The organism is Lacrimispora brassicae, assembly GCF_054772055.1.
Genome location: NZ_BRYH01000028.1, coordinates 14,052 through 31,046 on the forward strand (window position 1 = coordinate 14,052; position 16,995 = coordinate 31,046).

Below are 16,995 nucleotides of genomic sequence, written 5' to 3' on the forward strand. Positions count from 1 at the left end.
AGGGAGTGTTGAGATGGTTTTAAAATATGAAGATATAATTCCTACGAATCCGGAGCCGGGAATCACCAGGCGGATTCTTGCAAGAGGCGGCAGCCTGATGGGAGTAGAGGCCTCTTTTAAAAAAGGGGCGGCCGGGAAGGTTCATAAGCATCCTCATGAGCAGGTCAGCTATATTGTATCCGGCTCTTTCGAGTATGAAGCCAACGGTGTAACCTATATGCTGAAGGCCGGTGACAGCTATTATGTAGAACCGGATGTGCTGCATGGTGCAGTTGCATTGGAAGATTCAGTGATCCTGGATATATTTACGCCACAGCGGGAAGACTTTATTGCAGATGTAAAAGAAGATGAGGAAGTGTAGCAGACGTTACAAGGGAAAATTCAGTTATAAAATTTCATACAGGAATGATAGGCTGCCAAAATGCTAAATTGGCAGCCTGCCATTATTGTACCGGTGAATTCCCTCTTTCATTTTGCTTATAAAACATGATTTGAGTCTCAATCCTGAATGCCTTTTTCTGCAAAACCATTATATTCAAAATTCATATTAAATCAGGATCACTTGTAAAATTCCGTCATCTTCCTTATGATAGTAGACAGGGTACTATTAATTTATTTGGAAAGAGAAAGGTTCTATTATGTTTACAAAACAAAATCTGAAGCAGTATTTGAAAGAAATGGGAATTATGCCTCATGAAACTTTGCTCCTCCACTCATCCATGAAGGCAATCGGAGAGGTTGAAGGTGGGGCGGATACAGTACTTGATGCTTTTATGGAATATATGTCTGACGGCCTGCTTATACTGCCCACTCATACATGGGCCGCCATGTCAGAATACCACAATGTATATGATCCGCGAATAGAACCGGCTTGCGTAGGAATTTTACCCAATCTTTTTATGAAACGGAAAGGAGTACTTCGTTCCCTTCATCCAACCCATAGTGTAGCTGTGTACGGAAAGGATGGTAAAGCATTTATTGAGGGAGAGGAAAATCGAACAACACCCTGCCCGCCAGGTGGCTGCTATGATCGTTTAAAAGAAAGAAATGGTAAAATCCTGCTTCTTGGGGTTGGGCATGAGCGAAATACTTTTATCCACTGCGTGGAAGAACATTTAGATGTACCGGAGCGCCTGACCAAAGAACCCACTTATTTTAAGATAGTCATGCCAGGCAATCAGATTAAGCCCTCCTTCATGCACTGTCATGAAAATCCTGTTACGGATCATATTTCAGAGAATTACAAAAAACTGGAACAGGCTTTTTACGACAGAAATGCAGCGGTTAAGGCATCATTTGGCGATGCCACCTGCATTCTGTGCGATGCTAATGGAGTATATGAAGTGACAAAGGATGTGTTGTCCCACCAGATTAATTGTATCATAGAATTGGAAACAATTCCTAAGGAGTGGTGGCTGAAAGAATAAGTTAATTTTTTTATGCAGCAGGATTGCCTTAAAGTGAAATGGGGCCAGAGTGTTTTATCTCCAATCAGAACGGTACCTGGAAATGTTCCAGAACTTAAAGCGGATACTTCCCATGTGTAACCTGGCTTCTTTGTATGGCAATGCGAAGGAATTTATAAGAATTGCTATTTATAAAGATGGGGTTCCGGTCCGTACTTCCCATTATGTGCCGGACTGGTTACAACGGATACAATAGAATTTGCTCTTGCAGTGTAAAACGGCAGGAGCTTTTTTTGAATGGAAAATGACTAGCTGGTATAAGGGTTTAAACAGTTTGTGGGATAGAAATTTTCTGTTGTATGGGGAGTGGTACAATATGGAACAATTCTATTAGCCTTTTGATTGTTGCAGTGGCTTAGTAGAAATAGTTAAAAAATATTGACACCATATATGACACCAATGTATAATGTGATAATAAGAGAGGATTAGAGAATGTCACAATGGGATAAATTAATAAGTAAAATATACTCTTTGTCGAAAGACCTACGATTTAATGAATTGCGCCGTGTCTTGGAATACTATGGATACGAGATGAAGTCTCCTAAAGGGGGAAGTAGTCATTATACATTTCGAAAATCAGGCTGTATGCCAATAACCATACCAAAGCATGAGCCGATTAAAAAGGTATATGTGCAAATGGTGAGAGAGATTGTAGAAAGTGAGGCGCCGAACAATGAGAACGATTGATGAATATATGGATTTACCTTATAGAATGGAAATTGTAGAAGACCATGACGAGGGAGGATATGTTGTAGCCTTTCCAGACTTAAAGGGCTGTATAACTTGTGCAGAGACCATTGAAAAGGCTATTGACAATGCAAAGGATGCGAAAAGGGCTTGGTTGGAAGCAATGCTTGAAGATGGTAATGAGATACCAGAGCCAGATGATTTGGATAAATATTCAGGACAGTTTAAATTGAGAATACCTAAGTCATTACACCGCCAGTTAGCGGAACATTCAAAGAGAGAAGGAATCAGTATGAACCAGTATTGTTTGTATCTTCTTGCCCAGAATGATAGGGTGCGGAACTGACCCCGATATTGATGATATTATAAACAACAGTTGAAAGTATTATCTTAGTTTAGTGAAATGCAGGAGTTAGTGTTGGTTATATCATCACTAACTCCGCCTTACATTATATTCAGCGTATAGTTATCTTGTTCGTTGACAGCCTCTTAAAAATGCTTTATCCGGTAACAATGCATATAACCAAGAAATACTCCACATCAAAATTGCACCAGATATATTCTCTTGATTCTGTATTTTTCTTACTTCGTCCCGCCTTTACATATCGTTCTCTTTTTCTTTATATCCGTAAAGAACCACTTTTGCAGAATAGTCTTGTCCGCTTAAAAGCTGTAGCATACTGCGGTGTTGGAGGTCAGTAAATTCCAACTCATAACTTTGTTTTTGTACCCGGAATTCTCGTATATAAGGAGGGTCCATAATAATAAAGCACCCTTTTTCATTTAAGTGGCTTATCAGGAACTTCCGGTAGTAATAATTAGACAATTCAATAGACCGATACAGTAAATGGGTCTTCTTAAGTGGGGCAACATGGGAAGTAAGGAAGCCTTTTTAAATAAGCTACGGACTTTCTTCATACCGATACAAATTATATGTATTTTTACATAGTAAGTAACCTGAACTTTTCTATGTATAGAGACTAAGAAAAAAATTGGGATATAGGGGGAGAGGTGTTAAATAAACCTAAGTAATCTAAGAGAATAAGTAGATAGCTTAATGAATGGGGCAATGAGACAATGGTAGGAAGAGGGGGCATTCTTAGCGATTAAAAGCTGTGAGATGGAGACACTATATCCTCTGATGCCGGGTGCTTTAGTTGAATAACCGGGAGTTTTCTACTATAATGAAAAGAAAAGGCAAATTAATGAAGCCAGGCCATTGACGGCAGATGGGGTGACGGATCGTGAGTGCTATATTTGCTGGGATTTTTCCTGTGTATGGAACTTGTTAATGCAGTGTTTAGACGCATAAAGCCGGGCTGATGGTTTTGGGATTTTGCTTACTGCTGCGGGTGCGTAATCATTGCCGTGGAAAAGGCAGGGCAAATATAAATCAATCACATACTTATAAACGAAAGGTGCAGGAAACAATACAATGAAAACATTAGGAACAAAGCGCATTGATGTCAAAAAGCATAACAGGGGTCAGATACTTAAACTCATAGCCACAGGCACCTGCAACAATCGGGTGGAACTGGTGGCTCATATGGGGATGACAAAAATGGCTATCTCCAATATGGTGACAGAGCTGTCGGACAAGGGGCTTTTGCGGGAGGGCGGCGTGGATCCGATTGACGGGGTGGGCAGGAACCCTATTAGTTTAAGAATTCCGGGAAACGCTCCCAAAACCATCGGTATCCTGGTCCTGAGGGACCGGTGCGAGGCCGTGCTCTGTGATTTTTATCTGAATGTACTGCATAGGAAGACCGTTAAACTGGACCAGCCGGAAAAAAAGAAACTGATTGCCATTATTTACAGTCTGGTGGAAGCCATGCTTGCATATGAGAAAAATATACTGGGTATCGGCATTTCCAGCATTGGCCCCATTGATTTTGACCGGGGACTAATACTGAATCCTCCTTATTTTTTTGGCATTCACGATATACCCGTTGCAGGCCTTCTGGAAGACCGGTATTCCCTGCCTGTTTTCATGGATCATGACAATCAGAGCGCGGCTCTTGCGGAGCTGCTCTACGGAAATGGAAAAAACCGGGACAGCTTTATGCTTCTTGGAATGGCAAGAGGCGTGGGATGCGGCATTGTAAAGAACAGCATGCTGTATGTGGATTCACGGAAGCTGGCGCCTGAGATCGGCCATGTGAGCATTGACTACAAAGGGAAAAGATGCATTTGCGGCAACTGCGGATGCCTGGAGCTTTATGTGAATACGGATGAGATTCAGGGCCGATTAAGAAAGGCAGTGGAACTGCCCCTGAGTTTTGAGGAATTTTGCCGCATGAAGGAAGATGACAGGATAAGTGAAATATTTGAGGATGTAACGGAAAAAGTGGCGTCTGCCTTGGTCAGCACAATCAATCTGCTGAATCTTGACCTGATTCTCCTTGGATATGACGGGGTGCATCTGCCTGAAAAATATGTAAAGCGGCTGGAGGACAGAATCAATGAGTACAAGTTTGCAAAGGACAGAAGCAGGACGCAGGTTAAAAAGGCATATTTTGGGGAGGATTCCCAGTTGTTAGGAGCTGTCTGCAATGTGCTCAGCAATGTGTATGAAGGGAAGCTTCTTCTGGACTGAGTGTGGATAACCGTAAATAGATATTATGAAATATACAATATGCACAAACGTAGAAAATAAAAACTATAAATTATATACGAATATCCAATTAGTATATTGACTTTACTAATTGGAGGGTTTATGATGAAGTTAATCAGAATGTGAACAAATAATAGGAAAAGGAGATGATGCTGTGGATATAATTACGATTGGGGAGATGGTGATTGATTTCATCCCCGGCACAGAGGAGGGCAGTTACATCCGCAATCCCGGAGGCGCACCTGCCAATGTGGCGATTGCAGTTTCCAGAAACGGGCTGTCAGCCGGGATTTTCTGTAAGGTGGGAGATGACGATTTTGGCCGTTTTCTGATCCGGACCCTGGAGGACAACCAGGTGGTCCCCCTAAGCCCTGAGCTTTGCCGGGAAGCAGTGACTACCATGGCATTTGTGTCCCTTACTCCCGAAGGGGAGAGAAGCTTTACCTTTGCCAGAAAACCGGGAGCTGATATGTTCCTTAAGGTTTCGGACATTTCTCAGGAATATCTGGAGCAATGCAGGGTTATCTACAGCGGTTCCTGTGCCCTGTCCAAGGGGGAGGCCAGGGAGGCCACGGTATATGCACTGAAAAAAGGCCATGAGCTGGGTAAACTGGTAAGCTTTGATGTAAATTACAGGAACCTGATGTGGGATGATGACAGGCAGGCTGCTGCGGATATGGTTATGAAAATTCTTCCCTATGTGGACATTCTCAAGATTTCTGAGGAAGAGGTGGACATGATCGGAGGAAGGGAGAACATACATAAGGTCATGGAGGAGAACCATGTTGCTGTGGTGATCGAAACCCTGGGCGCAAAGGGGGCGGAATGCTTCTTTGAGGGTACATCCTTTGGGGTAAAGGGAATGAAGGCGGAACAGATTGTGGATACCACAGGAGCAGGGGATGCCTTTTTCGGCGGCTTCCTTTCAAGGCTTTTGATTCAGGGAGCTGACCATGCAGATGTTTTCAGAGAAGAGCTTCTTAAGGACGCCATGAGGTACGGTAATGTGGGCGGGTCCCTGTGCATCCAGTCAAAGGGTGCAATCGCATCCCTTCCCACCAGAGCAAGAATAGAGAAATATTTGGAGGAAATCAGATGAGCAAAGAGATATGGAATCAATCCTGCATCATTTCCCCATCCCTGATCTGCCTTGACTTATGTAATCTGGAGCAGCAGGCTGACATGGTGCAGGAAAGTGGAATACAGATGCTTCACGTAGACATACTGGACGGGCATTTCAGCCCAAGTATGCCTTTGGGGCTTGAATCAGTAAAGCAGCTCAGGAAAAAGACAGAACTGGAGTTTGAGGCTCATGTCATGACCACGGATCCCCAGTATTTTGTGGATGAGCTTCTGGAATGCGGAGTTTCACAGATCGTATTCCATATTGAAACAGCAGAGCATGTGGACGGCCTTCTGAACTATATACACAGCAAAGGAGTGCGCGCCGGTGTTGCACTGAAGCCGGCCACTTCCCTGGATACACTGGATTATGTTCTGGATAAGTGCGATGCAGTCCTCCTTATGCTGATCAATCCCGGGTTTGCCCAGTGTGGGGGAGAAGCCCAGGTATCATATGCGGACCGAAAAATCAGGGATTTAAGAAAGATGATCAATGACAGGGGCCTGGATACAAAGATCATTTTGGACGGCAGGATTTCACCAAAGAATATAGAGGATTACGGAACCGGCATTGCCAATATATTTGTGGCAGGAAGTACCTGTATCAAAAAAGGCGATCTGTTGGGAAGTCTGAGAACCGTGAACGGACTTGCAGCGAAACTGAATGCACGCATATAGGGGTGGGCACGGAGAACTGAAAGCAGATAAAACGCAAGGGGTGATAACATGGGATATTACAGTGATGGATATAAAAATACATATTGCACAGTGTTAAAGGAGCTGGAAACTGCTCTTGGCAGCGTGGATCCGGACGCAGTGGAAAAGCTGGTAAATGCCATACTGGAGGCAGATCAGGTGTTCTTTGTGGGAGCCGGCAGAGTGCTTCTGTCTCTCCAGTCCATTGCCAAAAGGCTGGCCCACCTGGGCATCAGGGCACACTATGTGGGCGAGATCACGGAGCCGGCCATTACACAGGAAGACCTTCTGATTGTGGGTTCCGGAAGCGGATCTACCCTGTTCCCGTTGGGGATTGCAAAAAAGGCAAAGGCAGCAGGCGCCAGGGTAGTGCACATTGGCTCCAATCCCAGCAGTGAGATGAAGGATGTGGCTGAGTTCATGGTGCGCATACCGGTGCGGACAAAGAACTATCTGGAGGATGAGATTGATTCGGTCCAGCCCATGACCTCACTGTTTGAGCAGAGCCTTTTAATACTGGGAGATACCGTGGCAAAGATGATCATTGACAAAAAGAACATAGATATGAAAAGTCTATGGAAATTTCATGCGAACTTGGAGTAGGACATATGAAAAAAGAATGGATGAAATATGCGGGCAGCATGCAGCAGTTGGCCTATGTAAGGCCTGTTGTATATAAGGAAGGCAGGTCAGAACACATGAATGCCTGGGAGGTCAAGTCAGGGGATCTGGCGTTTCATGTAATGGCTGACAAAAGCCTGGACATATCGGATTTTTCGTACAAGGGCATGAACATGACCTTTTTGGCAAAGCCCGGCCTGGAGGGCAGGAATCACTTTGACACCAATGGACAGGAAGCACAGCGGAGCATTATGGGCGGACTGTTCTTTACCTGCGGACTGGAAAACATCTGCGCCCCCTGCAGCGTGGACGGAAAGGATTATCCCATGCATGGCAGGATGCGAACCACGCCGGCAGAGCACACGGGCGCTGACGCCTGTTTTGACGGGGATGACTATGTGATTTCTGTCAGGGGCGAGATGAGGGAAGCAGAGCTGTTCGGGGAAAACATGGTGCTAAGAAGGACCATAGAGACAAGGCTTGGATCAAATTCCATTCAGGTTACGGATGAAATTGAGAACCAGGCGTTCCGCCCGGAACCGCTGATGCTTTTATACCACTGCAATATGGGGTACCCGTTTTTGGATGAGACCTGTGAATTGGTCCTGCCCACCATGGGGGTGACAGGCAGAGAGGAACTTTCCGGACGGCATAAAGACAGATGGAACCTTATGGATGAGCCAAAACCCAATGAACAGGAGTATGTATTTATCCATGATATGGCCCAGGACAAGGACGGGAACACCATGGCCATGGTTGTAAACCACAGCAGGCAGCTAGCTCTGTGTCTGGAGTTTAACAAAAGGAATCTGCCGTATTTCATGGAGTGGAAGTCTGCGGCCAGCGGTGATTATGTGTTGGGGCTGGAGCCGTCCAATTCCAGTGTTTACGGAAAAATATATCATATCGAGCACCAAATGGTCCACTATTTACAGCCCTTTGAGAAGGAAGTAAACCGTCTTACATTTACGGTACTAGAGGGGGCAGAGGAGATTGAACGCTGCCGGGAACGAATCTTAAAAATAAGAGGAGATTAATCATGAAACGGTCAGAAATCAATGCAGTCATTAAAAAATTTGAAGCTCTTATGAAGGAGCATTGTTTTGAGCTTCCTGCTTATTTGCGTTTTACACCGGAGGAGTGGAAGACAAAGGATCATGAGTATGACGAGATCCGGGACAATATGCTTGGCTGGGATGTGACGGATTACGGCGAGGGTAATTTTGACAAGCTGGGCCTGGCTTTGATCACCATTCGCAACGGCAATGTACATAATCCAAAGTATAAGAAACCATATGCGGAAAAAATCATTATGTGTGATTCCGGCCAGGTTTCCCCCATGCATTTCCACTGGGGTAAGATGGAGGACATTATTAACCGGGGCGGCAATGACATTGAATTCACCCTTTACAATGCGGACCAGGCGACAGAACAACTGGCTGGTACAGACGTAATGATCTGCCAGGACGGAAGGCAGTACACCATGCCGGCAGGAACCAAGGTAATCCTTCATCCGGGAGAGAGCCTTACCCTCTATCCTTACCTGTACCATGAGTTCGTGATTCCGGAGGGAGGGCCGGTGCTCATTGGAGAGGTTTCCATGTGCAATGATGACAATACGGACAACCGTTTTTTAAACCCATTGGGAAGATTTCCCATCATAGAAGAGGACGAAGCACCATACCGGCTGCTTTGCAATGAATATCCTGCAGCAAAGGACTGATGATCCGGATACGTATGATTTAAGCAGTATGTTCCGGATATGAGAAAATGCCGCAGGAGGGAAACCTGCAGCATTTTCATTAGGGATAATGTTGACTCAAAGAATCAACCGGGAAGACGGTTCAGAATAAAAGGTTTCTGGCTGTTGCGAAAACAGCTTCGGCATTCATGCCAAATTTGTCCAGCAGATAATCGGCTGTACCCACCTCGCCCACTGTGTCCGGGGCACCCAGGCGCCTGAACGGGATACGGATTCCTTTTTCAGCAATGACTTCTGCCACAGCGGACCCAAGGCCGTTGTAGATATTGTGGTTTTCCAGTGTGATGATTGCCTTTGTTTCAGAAGCAGCCTTTATGACAGCATCCCTGTCAAGGGGCTTGATGGTGAACATGTCAATGATTCTTACATGTATGCCCTCTGCCTCCAGGTCTTCGGACGCTTTCAGAGCTTCCTTTATGCAGATGGTTCCGCATGTGATGATGGTCAGGTCATGGCCATCTCTGAGGGTGGAAGCCTGCCCGATTGTGAATTGTGTGCCCTCCTGGTAAAACTGGTCCTTTGTCTTTCTCATGAGACGCAGATAAAAAATGCCCTTTCTCTCTGTTGTCTGGGCAATCACGGACTTAAGCTGTACAGGATCACATGGTTCCAGAATCACGGTCCCGGGAAGCGTTCTTAAAATACCTATATCTTCCAGGCTGATGTGGGTGCCTCCGTTGGAGCCGGCCGATATGCCGGGGTCGCTTCCCACAATGCGGACATTCTGGCGCGCATAGATTCCGGACATGAAAATCTGGTCCGCAATACGGCGGCTGACAAAAGCGCCAAAGGAATGGACAAAGGGGATGAAGCCTTCCTCGGAAAGTCCGGCTGCCACGCCGAACATATTGGCTTCCTGGATTCCGCAGTTAATGGTCTTATAAGGATATGCTTCCTTGAATTTATTCATACCGGAGGATGTCATCAGGTCAGCGTCCAGCCATAATATCCTGTCATTGGTCTGTTCCAATTCAATTAAAGTATCCGCCAAAGCGGTTCTCATATCAGTAGCATATTGTTTCATTGAGTTACAGCTCCTTTCCGGCAAATTCCTTTTCAGCTTCAGCCATCATTTCATCTGTGATTGCGATGTGATGAATTCCTGTTTTGCCTTCCGTAAGACTCCAGCCTTTTCCCTTGACTGTGTCCAGGACGATACACTTGGGGACTCCGTTTCTGGATTCCAGGGCGTTCATGGTGGCTGCCTCAATGGCATCTACGTCATGCCCGTTCACAGTGACAGCGTCAAAACCAAAGGCTTTAAATAGATTCTCGATATTTCCAAGATCACAGATGCCGGCCGTGTAGCCGTCCAACTGCTGATGATTCCAGTCAACATAAGTAATCAGATTATCAAGATTGTGCTGCTTTGCAAACATGGTCATCTCCCATACCTGGCCTTCATTCAGCTCCCCATCACCCAGAATCAGAAAAACATTGCCCTGACGGCCAAGCATTTTTTTACCCAACGCCATGCCTGCGGCAGTGGAAGCGCCCTGACCAAGGGAACCGGTGGTCATGTCAACGCCCGTGGTTTTGTTCATATCACAGTGGCTTGGCAGATGCCCTCCATTCTGATTCGAGGTCAGAAGCTCCTGCTCCGGAAAAAAGCCGGAGAGCGCAAGGGCAGAATAGAGCACAGGTCCGCAGTGGCCTTTTGAAAGGACCACCTTGTCACGGTCTTCCCAACGGGGATCCTCCGGCTTGTAGTTCATGATTTTTCCATATAGGACAGCCATGAGTTCACACAGGGAAAGGACCCCGCCAACGTGTCCGCCTTTGCTGGCGTACATGGATTTGATTGAACAATACCTGATGCGGTCCGCAAATTTTTGCAGATCAACAGAGTTTTGATACATGGTAACCATTCATACACCCTCCTTTTATATGTAAATATTACGTGAAAAACTGTATTTGGATAAAAACAATCCTACTTAGAATGTTAGCATAAAATATAGTTTTGTCAAGAAAAACAATAGTAAATAACAATAAAAGAGAATATAAACAACAATAAACACAAAAAAATAATAATTACATATTGCAATTATTTGTGATTATTGCTATAATTATTTTGAGAAAGGGTGATGATAATGGATGAAATGACTACAAATGTTCCGGGAAAAAATTTATTCGCCGAAGAACGCCAACAAAAAATAATAGAAACCATCAATGCCAATGGAAAGGCAGTTGTGCCTGTGCTGTGTGAGATTTTCGGGGTTTCCGCTTCCACCATAAGAAATGATTTAAAGCAACTGGAGAGCAAAAAGCTGATTACCAGGACCCACGGCGGGGCCATTATGAATTCAAAGATGGGAAGGGAGCTTTCTCCCACGGACAAGGAAACACAGATGATGTCTCAGAAAAAGGCCATAGCAAGAGCGGCGCTGGAGCTGATTGATGACGGCGACATTATTGCAGTAACTACAGGTACCACCACATTTGAGCTGGTGAAACTGCTTCCAGAGAAAAAGAACTTGACCGTAGTTGTCAATGATATCCGCAATGCGGTGTGGCTGGAAGATCATACGGATTTTAACGTCTATATACTGGGCGGTATGGTCAGAAGGGGATACCATTATACCACGCTTCCCACCAGGAACGAGTTCCTGAGCATGATTAACATAGACAAGGGATTCTTTTCCTGTAACGGGTTCAGCGCTGAGCGCGGAATTACGGCCCCTGATTTTGAGACAGCCAGAAGCATACGGGAGATCCTGGATGTGTGCTGCGCATCCTATCTCATGGGTGACAGCAGCAAGCTGGGAACTGTAACATTTGCTCAGATTGCAGACATGGGAGATATAAACGGACTGATTGTGGATCCGGATATTGAAAAAGAAGATTACGATTCCATTGAGGCCATGACGGATATTATTCTGGCCCAGTAGAAAGGAATTTCTTATGGGAATAACAGGACTGGATCATATAACTGTCAATGTAAAGGATTTGGAGAAGACAAAGGAGTTTTACCACCGGATGCTGGGGCTTAAGGAGGCTGGATTCATCCATATGGGTGACCATACCCTTACCTACTATGAGCTTCCTCAGGGAGTGCGTCTGGAGCTGATTGATTATGAGGACAAGGCAGTTCCCGGGGAGATTAAGGTAACAGATGTTGGAATTTACAGGCATTTCTGCCTGGTGACAGACCAGCTTGACCAGGTATACGGGACATGCCTTAAGAACAGCGTATTTGTAGGAAAAGCTCCTTCCTATGTGAAACAGTTGGGATGCAGTACAATGCTGGTAACAGACCCTAATGGTGTTGAGATTGAAATTATTCAAAGGTGAGCAATATGGGATATTTAGCTGGAATTGATCTGGGGACTTCAAGCGTAAAGGTGCTGATTATGAATCAGGATGGGAAGACCCTGGCAGTAAGCCATGAGGGGTATGATGTGATGACCCCGAAGATGTCATATGCTGAGCAGGATCCACAAATATGGTGGGACTGCACGGCCCGGGCAATACGGGAGGCAGTTACTGGATCCGGAATACGGCCTGAGGAATTGTCCGGCATTGGCCTTTCCGGCCAGATGCACGGCCTGGTAGCCTTTGACCGGGATGAAAAGCCTGTGGCTCCCGCCATAATATGGATGGATCAGAGGTCTGCAAAAGAGACTGAGGAGATCAAGGCGCTGGCTGCGGAACTTTTGGAGACAGAGCTTTTAAACCAGCCAGGAGCTGGGATGATGATCTGTTCCCTGCTGTGGCTTAAGAAGAACCGGCCTGAAGTTTATGAAAAGATCCACCGGGTCATGCTTCCAAAGGATTACATACGGTACAGGCTGACAGGGACCATTGGTTCTGATTACTCGGATGCCTGCGCAACACTGGCATTTTCCGTTAAGGACAGGTGCTGGTGCAGGGAACTGATCCATCGGGTCGGATTAAAGGACGATATATGGCCTGAGGTTGGGGAAAGCTCCCAGGTAGCCGGCCGTGTATGGGCGGCAGCGTCCAGGGAAACAGGCCTGTCAGAGAATACCAGGGTGGTGTTCGGGGCAGGGGATTCCTCCGCGCAGCTTACGGGCAACGGGGTGATTGAGGAAGGGATCATGGCCTGCAATATCGGCACAGCATCCCAGATCGCAGCCGTTGTGAAAGCTCCTGTATATGACAGGCAGATGCGTCTGCAGACATGGTGCCATACGGAGCCGGAAAGTTGGTATGTCCAGGGAGGCGCCTTGAATGGAGGCAGCACCCTTGGCTGGTTAAAGAAAAAGATACTGAGGGATGAAAGGTCCTATGCCCAACTGGATGCAGAGGCAGCTCTGGCGCCTGCCGGTGCAGAAGGTTTGCTGTGTATCCCATATCTGGCGGGAGAGCGCACGCCGTTCATGGATCCTTATGCAAAGGGAGTTTACTTTGGAATGGGGATGAAGCATGAACAGAGCCACATAATCCGGGCAACCATGGAAGGGGTCATGTTTAACTTAAAGGAATGTGAAGTTGTTCTGGATGAGATGGGAATCAGGAGGACAAAACTGATTGCATCCGGAGGAGCTGCAAAGGGGATCACATGGAAGCAGATCCAGGCAGATATCCTGGAGATGCCGGTATATACAACAGAGACGGAGGAAGAGGCATGCCAGGGCGCTGCCATACTGGCTGCTGTGGGATGCGGCATGTACAGGGATGTAAAGGAAGCGTGCAGTGCCATTGTAAAAATCAACGACAGCCCTGTGGAGCCTGTGGCTGAGAATGTAAAGCGCTACAGGCAGCAACAGGAGATATTTAAAGAGCTTTATCTGAGGGTAAGAGATTTGTATCCCAGACTTCAGACTGAATCATAATGACATTGCAGAGGAATAAAAAAAGGATGGATAACAAGGCGAATGCACTATATATCCAGTCAGGGGGACCGACAGCAGTCATCAACACATCTGCCTACGGTGTAATTGATGAGTGCAGAAAGCATCCTGGGATTGACAGGATATATGCTTCAGAACATGGAATTATGGGGGTTATTGAACGAAAGATATTTGATATTTCGGATGAGATGACAGACGAGATCCTGCTGACAGTCACACCTTCCATGATTTTCGGATCCTGCAGGTATGAAATAGATGAGAATGACCCGGAACAAAAGGATTACAGGAAAGTGTTAAGGACGCTGAAAACCCTGAACATCCGGTATATTTTCATTAATGGGGGCAATGGTTCTGTCAGAGCCAGCCTCAGGCTGGGCCGGTTTCTGGAATCACAGAACTATGGTTTTAAGCTGATTGTGGTGCCCAAGACAGTGGACAATGACATTTCCTGTATTGACCATGCACCCGGATTCCCTTCAGCGGCCAGGCATGTGGCAATTACAGTGTCAGAACTGGCCAGGGATATGATGACCTATGATACGGAACTGATCATGTTTACCGAGGTCATGGGACGTAATACGGGGTTCCTGGCAGCAGCATCCATAGCAGCCGGAGAGATTGATCTGGGGCCTGACCTGATTTATGTTCCGGAACTGGTATTTGACCAGAAGAAATTCATAGAGGATGTAAGGCGCGTACTGGAGAAAAAGGGCAAGTGCTTTGCAGTGGTTGCAGAGGGAGTCAGGACAGGGGACGGACGGTTTCTGTTCGAGGATATTTCCGTGAACAGGAGCATGGACATGCAGAAGAACATGGGTGGCATTACCCCATACTTAAACCAACTGCTGAGAAACCATTTCGACTGCAAGATCCGGGGCATTGACCTGGGGCTTATGCAAAGATGTGGAGCCCATGACGCATCGGATATTGACAGGGAAGAAGCTGAGGAATTGGGAAGGCGGGCCGTGAAAGCTGCCGTCAGCGGCCAATCCCTTAAGATGGTCACAATAAATCGCGGTCAAGGCAGGCGGTATGAAGCCGTATATGGGCTGGCCAGCCTGGAGAAAGTGGCAGAGGAAGACAATTGCTTTCCACTGTCCTATGTCAACGAAACACAGGATTATATCAGGGAAGAGTTCCTGGACTATATCCTTCCATTAATAGGAAAGCTTCCAAAATACACGGTATTAAACAAACGGTATATCTGACAGGGATGAAACAATACAATGCGGAGGTAGCGGCATGTATCATTATACGGAACTTGGAGAGGTAAACACAAAAGAGATGTTCAAAAAGGCATATGAAGAAGGCTATGCAGTGCCTGCATTTAACTTCATATCCATGGAACAGTTTAATGCAATCATTGACGCGGTGATGGAAAAATGCTCGCCTGTTATTTTGCTGGCATCCCCAAACCTGCACAAACAGTTGGGGTATGAGATGCTGGCCAGGATAACCCAGTCAGGCATTGACCGCATCCGTAATCAGGGACAGGAGATTCCCGTTGCCCTGCACCTGGATCACGGAATGACATTTGAACAGTGCGTGAATGCAGTGGAATTTGGATTTTCTTCCATTATGATAGACGGCAGCGCGCTTTTATTTGAGGAAAATGTGGCCCTTACCAGGAAAACTGTGGATTATGCCCATAGACACGGCATTACGGTGGAAGCGGAGCTGGGAGTGCTTTCCGGCGCAGAGGAAATTGGCGGGGAAGGGCATCATGAAAGCCTGTATACGGACCCTGAAAAGGTGGAGGAGTTTGTAAGGGAAACAGGATGCGACAGCCTGGCAATATCCATTGGCACCTGCCATGGCCTGGTAAAGATCAAACCCAACCCGGACGGTACGCTTCCTGAACTGCGTTATGATATCCTGGAGGAGGTGATGCGCAGGGTGCCGGAATTCCCCATTGTCCTCCACGGTGCCTCCGCCATTGAACCAAGATTTGTGGAAATGATCAATACATACGGCGGCCGCATTGAGTCAGTGGCAGGCATACCTGAGGAGCAGATTACAAAGGCTGCCGGGATGGGTGTGTGCAAGGTGAACATTGCCACGGACGGATGGATCAGCGCACTGGCAAATACAAGAAAGATCCTGGCGGAAAATCCGGGAGCCATTGACAGCAGGGTATTTACACTGAAAAACCGCAGCATGTTAAAGGAAATCTATCTTCACAAGATCGACGTAATGGGCAGCGCAAACAAAGCATAACGACAGGAATGATAAAGATGGCGCAATATTATTTATCAATGGAAATAGGCGGAACCAATCTCAGATACGGGGTGGTGGATGAGCAGTTCCGGGTGCTGGATTTTAAAAAGGAACCCAGCAGATACCTTTCTGATGCAGAGGACAAGGGCGGATATATAGAAGGTCTTATAAAGCCTTATATAGAGCAGTTCGGACAGGAGCATTTCCTGTGTATGACCCTTTCTCTGGCTTCCCTTATGAACAGGGAACGGACCGTTAATTATAATTCGCCCAACATAAAAGGCTTTAACAACATTTCCCTGGTGGAAATCCTTGGTGCAAGGACAGGCCTTCCGGTTTTCATGGAAAGGGACGTGAATACAGCTCTTCTCTATGAGATATGGAAGGGGCGTATAGACAGCAGGGGGATTATTACAGGTGTTTTCATCGGCACCGGGCTGGGCAATGCCATGTGTATTGACGGAAAAGTCTATATTGGAAGTTCCGGTTCTGCCTGCGAGCTTGGCCATATACCGGTTCTCGGGTATACAAAAGCCTGCGGCTGCGGCAAGAACGGCTGTATTGAACTGAAGGCCAGCGGAAAGACCCTGTACTGGCTGGCAGAGGAGAAATACCATTGTTCTGTGTCTGAGATTTTTGAGAGATATGGGAAAGAGGAAGACGTGATGGCTGTTGTCCATGCATGTGCCATTGCAACTGCAACTGAAATCACTATACTGGATCCCAGGTATGTGGTGCTGGGCGGAGGTGTTGTGGAGATGAAGGGGTTTCCCATGGGGTATTTTGAGAAGACCGTAAGGGAGAACTTAAGGATTCCCTATCCAAGGGAGTCAGTCAGCTTTATCAGGGCTTTGGGAGATCAGGAGGCAGGCATCATAGGGGCGGCAATCAATGCATCCAACCGTATGGGCGGATGACTGAAAGGAAAATACAGGATGCCACGAAAGCAGGATGGCATTTATGTATAAAAAAACTATCATAAAGTAGAAGGAGGAA

18 protein-coding genes are annotated in these 16,995 nt (G+C 46.4%); 16 read left to right on the forward strand and 2 right to left on the reverse strand.

The window, feature by feature from the left end; translation table 11 throughout:
• Positions 1-13: 13 nt before the first annotated feature.
• The 10 genes from ACYVD3_RS14585 (at position 14) to ACYVD3_RS14630 (ending at position 8,929) form a co-directional block, all read left to right on the forward strand.
• Entirely contained in the window at positions 14-361 is a 348-nt protein-coding gene (locus ACYVD3_RS14585; RefSeq protein ID WP_460643213.1) for a cupin domain-containing protein, read from the forward strand.
• Between the two features lie 277 nt (positions 362-638).
• Positions 639-1,427 carry an AAC(3) family N-acetyltransferase gene (locus ACYVD3_RS14590; RefSeq protein ID WP_460643214.1) on the forward strand — a complete coding sequence of 263 codons (789 nt, stop codon included), beginning with the start codon at positions 639-641 and terminating at the stop codon, positions 1,425-1,427.
• Between the two features lie 471 nt (positions 1,428-1,898).
• Entirely contained in the window at positions 1,899-2,153 is a 255-nt protein-coding gene (locus ACYVD3_RS14595; protein WP_460643215.1) for a type II toxin-antitoxin system HicA family toxin, read from the forward strand.
• Positions 2,140-2,499, forward strand: a complete 360-nt coding sequence (locus tag ACYVD3_RS14600; protein WP_460643216.1) for a type II toxin-antitoxin system HicB family antitoxin — start codon at positions 2,140-2,142, stop codon at positions 2,497-2,499. The genes ACYVD3_RS14595 and ACYVD3_RS14600 overlap by 14 nt, the downstream gene beginning before the upstream one ends.
• A 1,089-nt stretch (positions 2,500-3,588) precedes the next feature.
• Positions 3,589-4,749: an ROK family protein gene (locus tag ACYVD3_RS14605; protein ID WP_460643217.1), complete on the forward strand. Its 1,161-nt coding sequence runs from the start codon at positions 3,589-3,591 to the stop codon at positions 4,747-4,749.
• 172 nt (positions 4,750-4,921) lie between these two features.
• Positions 4,922-5,866 (forward strand): carbohydrate kinase family protein, encoded by a 945-nt coding sequence (locus ACYVD3_RS14610; RefSeq protein WP_460643218.1) that lies wholly within the window; start codon positions 4,922-4,924, stop codon positions 5,864-5,866.
• The gene (locus ACYVD3_RS14615; protein WP_460643219.1) at positions 5,863-6,567 is read left to right on the forward strand and encodes a ribulose-phosphate 3-epimerase; all 705 of its coding nucleotides are present in this window, start codon (positions 5,863-5,865) and stop codon (positions 6,565-6,567) included. The genes ACYVD3_RS14610 and ACYVD3_RS14615 overlap by 4 nt, the downstream gene beginning before the upstream one ends.
• A gap of 48 nt (positions 6,568-6,615) precedes the next feature.
• Positions 6,616-7,188: a 6-phospho-3-hexuloisomerase gene (gene hxlB / locus ACYVD3_RS14620; RefSeq protein ID WP_460643220.1), complete on the forward strand. Its 573-nt coding sequence runs from the start codon at positions 6,616-6,618 to the stop codon at positions 7,186-7,188.
• Positions 7,189-7,193: 5 nt separating this feature from the next.
• Positions 7,194-8,243 (forward strand): aldose 1-epimerase family protein, encoded by a 1,050-nt coding sequence (locus tag ACYVD3_RS14625; RefSeq protein ID WP_460643221.1) that lies wholly within the window; start codon positions 7,194-7,196, stop codon positions 8,241-8,243.
• Between the two features lie 2 nt (positions 8,244-8,245).
• Positions 8,246-8,929: a D-lyxose/D-mannose family sugar isomerase gene (locus ACYVD3_RS14630; protein ID WP_460643222.1), complete on the forward strand. Its 684-nt coding sequence runs from the start codon at positions 8,246-8,248 to the stop codon at positions 8,927-8,929.
• A gap of 121 nt (positions 8,930-9,050) precedes the next feature.
• On the opposite strand, the gene ACYVD3_RS14635 is transcribed toward ACYVD3_RS14630, so the two are convergent.
• Entirely contained in the window at positions 9,051-9,992 is a 942-nt protein-coding gene (locus tag ACYVD3_RS14635; RefSeq protein ID WP_460643223.1) for a transketolase family protein, read from the reverse strand.
• Positions 9,993-9,996: 4 nt separating this feature from the next.
• Entirely contained in the window at positions 9,997-10,836 is an 840-nt protein-coding gene (locus ACYVD3_RS14640) for a transketolase (protein ID WP_460643224.1), read from the reverse strand.
• Between the two features lie 222 nt (positions 10,837-11,058).
• Between ACYVD3_RS14640 and ACYVD3_RS14645 the strand changes: the two genes are divergently transcribed.
• The 6 genes from ACYVD3_RS14645 to alsK are packed head-to-tail and all read left to right on the forward strand — an operon-like array spanning position 11,059 to position 16,916.
• Positions 11,059-11,856, forward strand: coding sequence for a DeoR/GlpR family DNA-binding transcription regulator (locus tag ACYVD3_RS14645; protein WP_460643225.1), 798 nt, complete (start codon positions 11,059-11,061; stop codon positions 11,854-11,856).
• A 13-nt stretch (positions 11,857-11,869) separates the two neighbouring features.
• Complete coding sequence (locus tag ACYVD3_RS14650) at positions 11,870-12,259, forward strand: VOC family protein (RefSeq protein WP_460643226.1); 390 nt, start codon at positions 11,870-11,872, stop codon at positions 12,257-12,259.
• Positions 12,260-12,264: 5 nt separating this feature from the next.
• Positions 12,265-13,764: a xylulokinase gene (gene xylB / locus ACYVD3_RS14655; protein ID WP_460643227.1), complete on the forward strand. Its 1,500-nt coding sequence runs from the start codon at positions 12,265-12,267 to the stop codon at positions 13,762-13,764.
• 26 nt (positions 13,765-13,790) lie between these two features.
• On the forward strand, positions 13,791-14,990 hold the full coding sequence (locus tag ACYVD3_RS14660; protein ID WP_460643228.1) for a diphosphate--fructose-6-phosphate 1-phosphotransferase: 1,200 nt from the start codon (positions 13,791-13,793) through the stop codon (positions 14,988-14,990).
• Between the two features lie 34 nt (positions 14,991-15,024).
• Positions 15,025-15,999 carry a ketose-bisphosphate aldolase gene (locus tag ACYVD3_RS14665; protein ID WP_460643229.1) on the forward strand — a complete coding sequence of 325 codons (975 nt, stop codon included), beginning with the start codon at positions 15,025-15,027 and terminating at the stop codon, positions 15,997-15,999.
• Positions 16,000-16,016: 17 nt separating this feature from the next.
• Entirely contained in the window at positions 16,017-16,916 is a 900-nt protein-coding gene (gene alsK, locus ACYVD3_RS14670; RefSeq protein WP_460643230.1) for an allose kinase, read from the forward strand.
• Positions 16,917-16,995 lie beyond the last annotated feature (79 nt).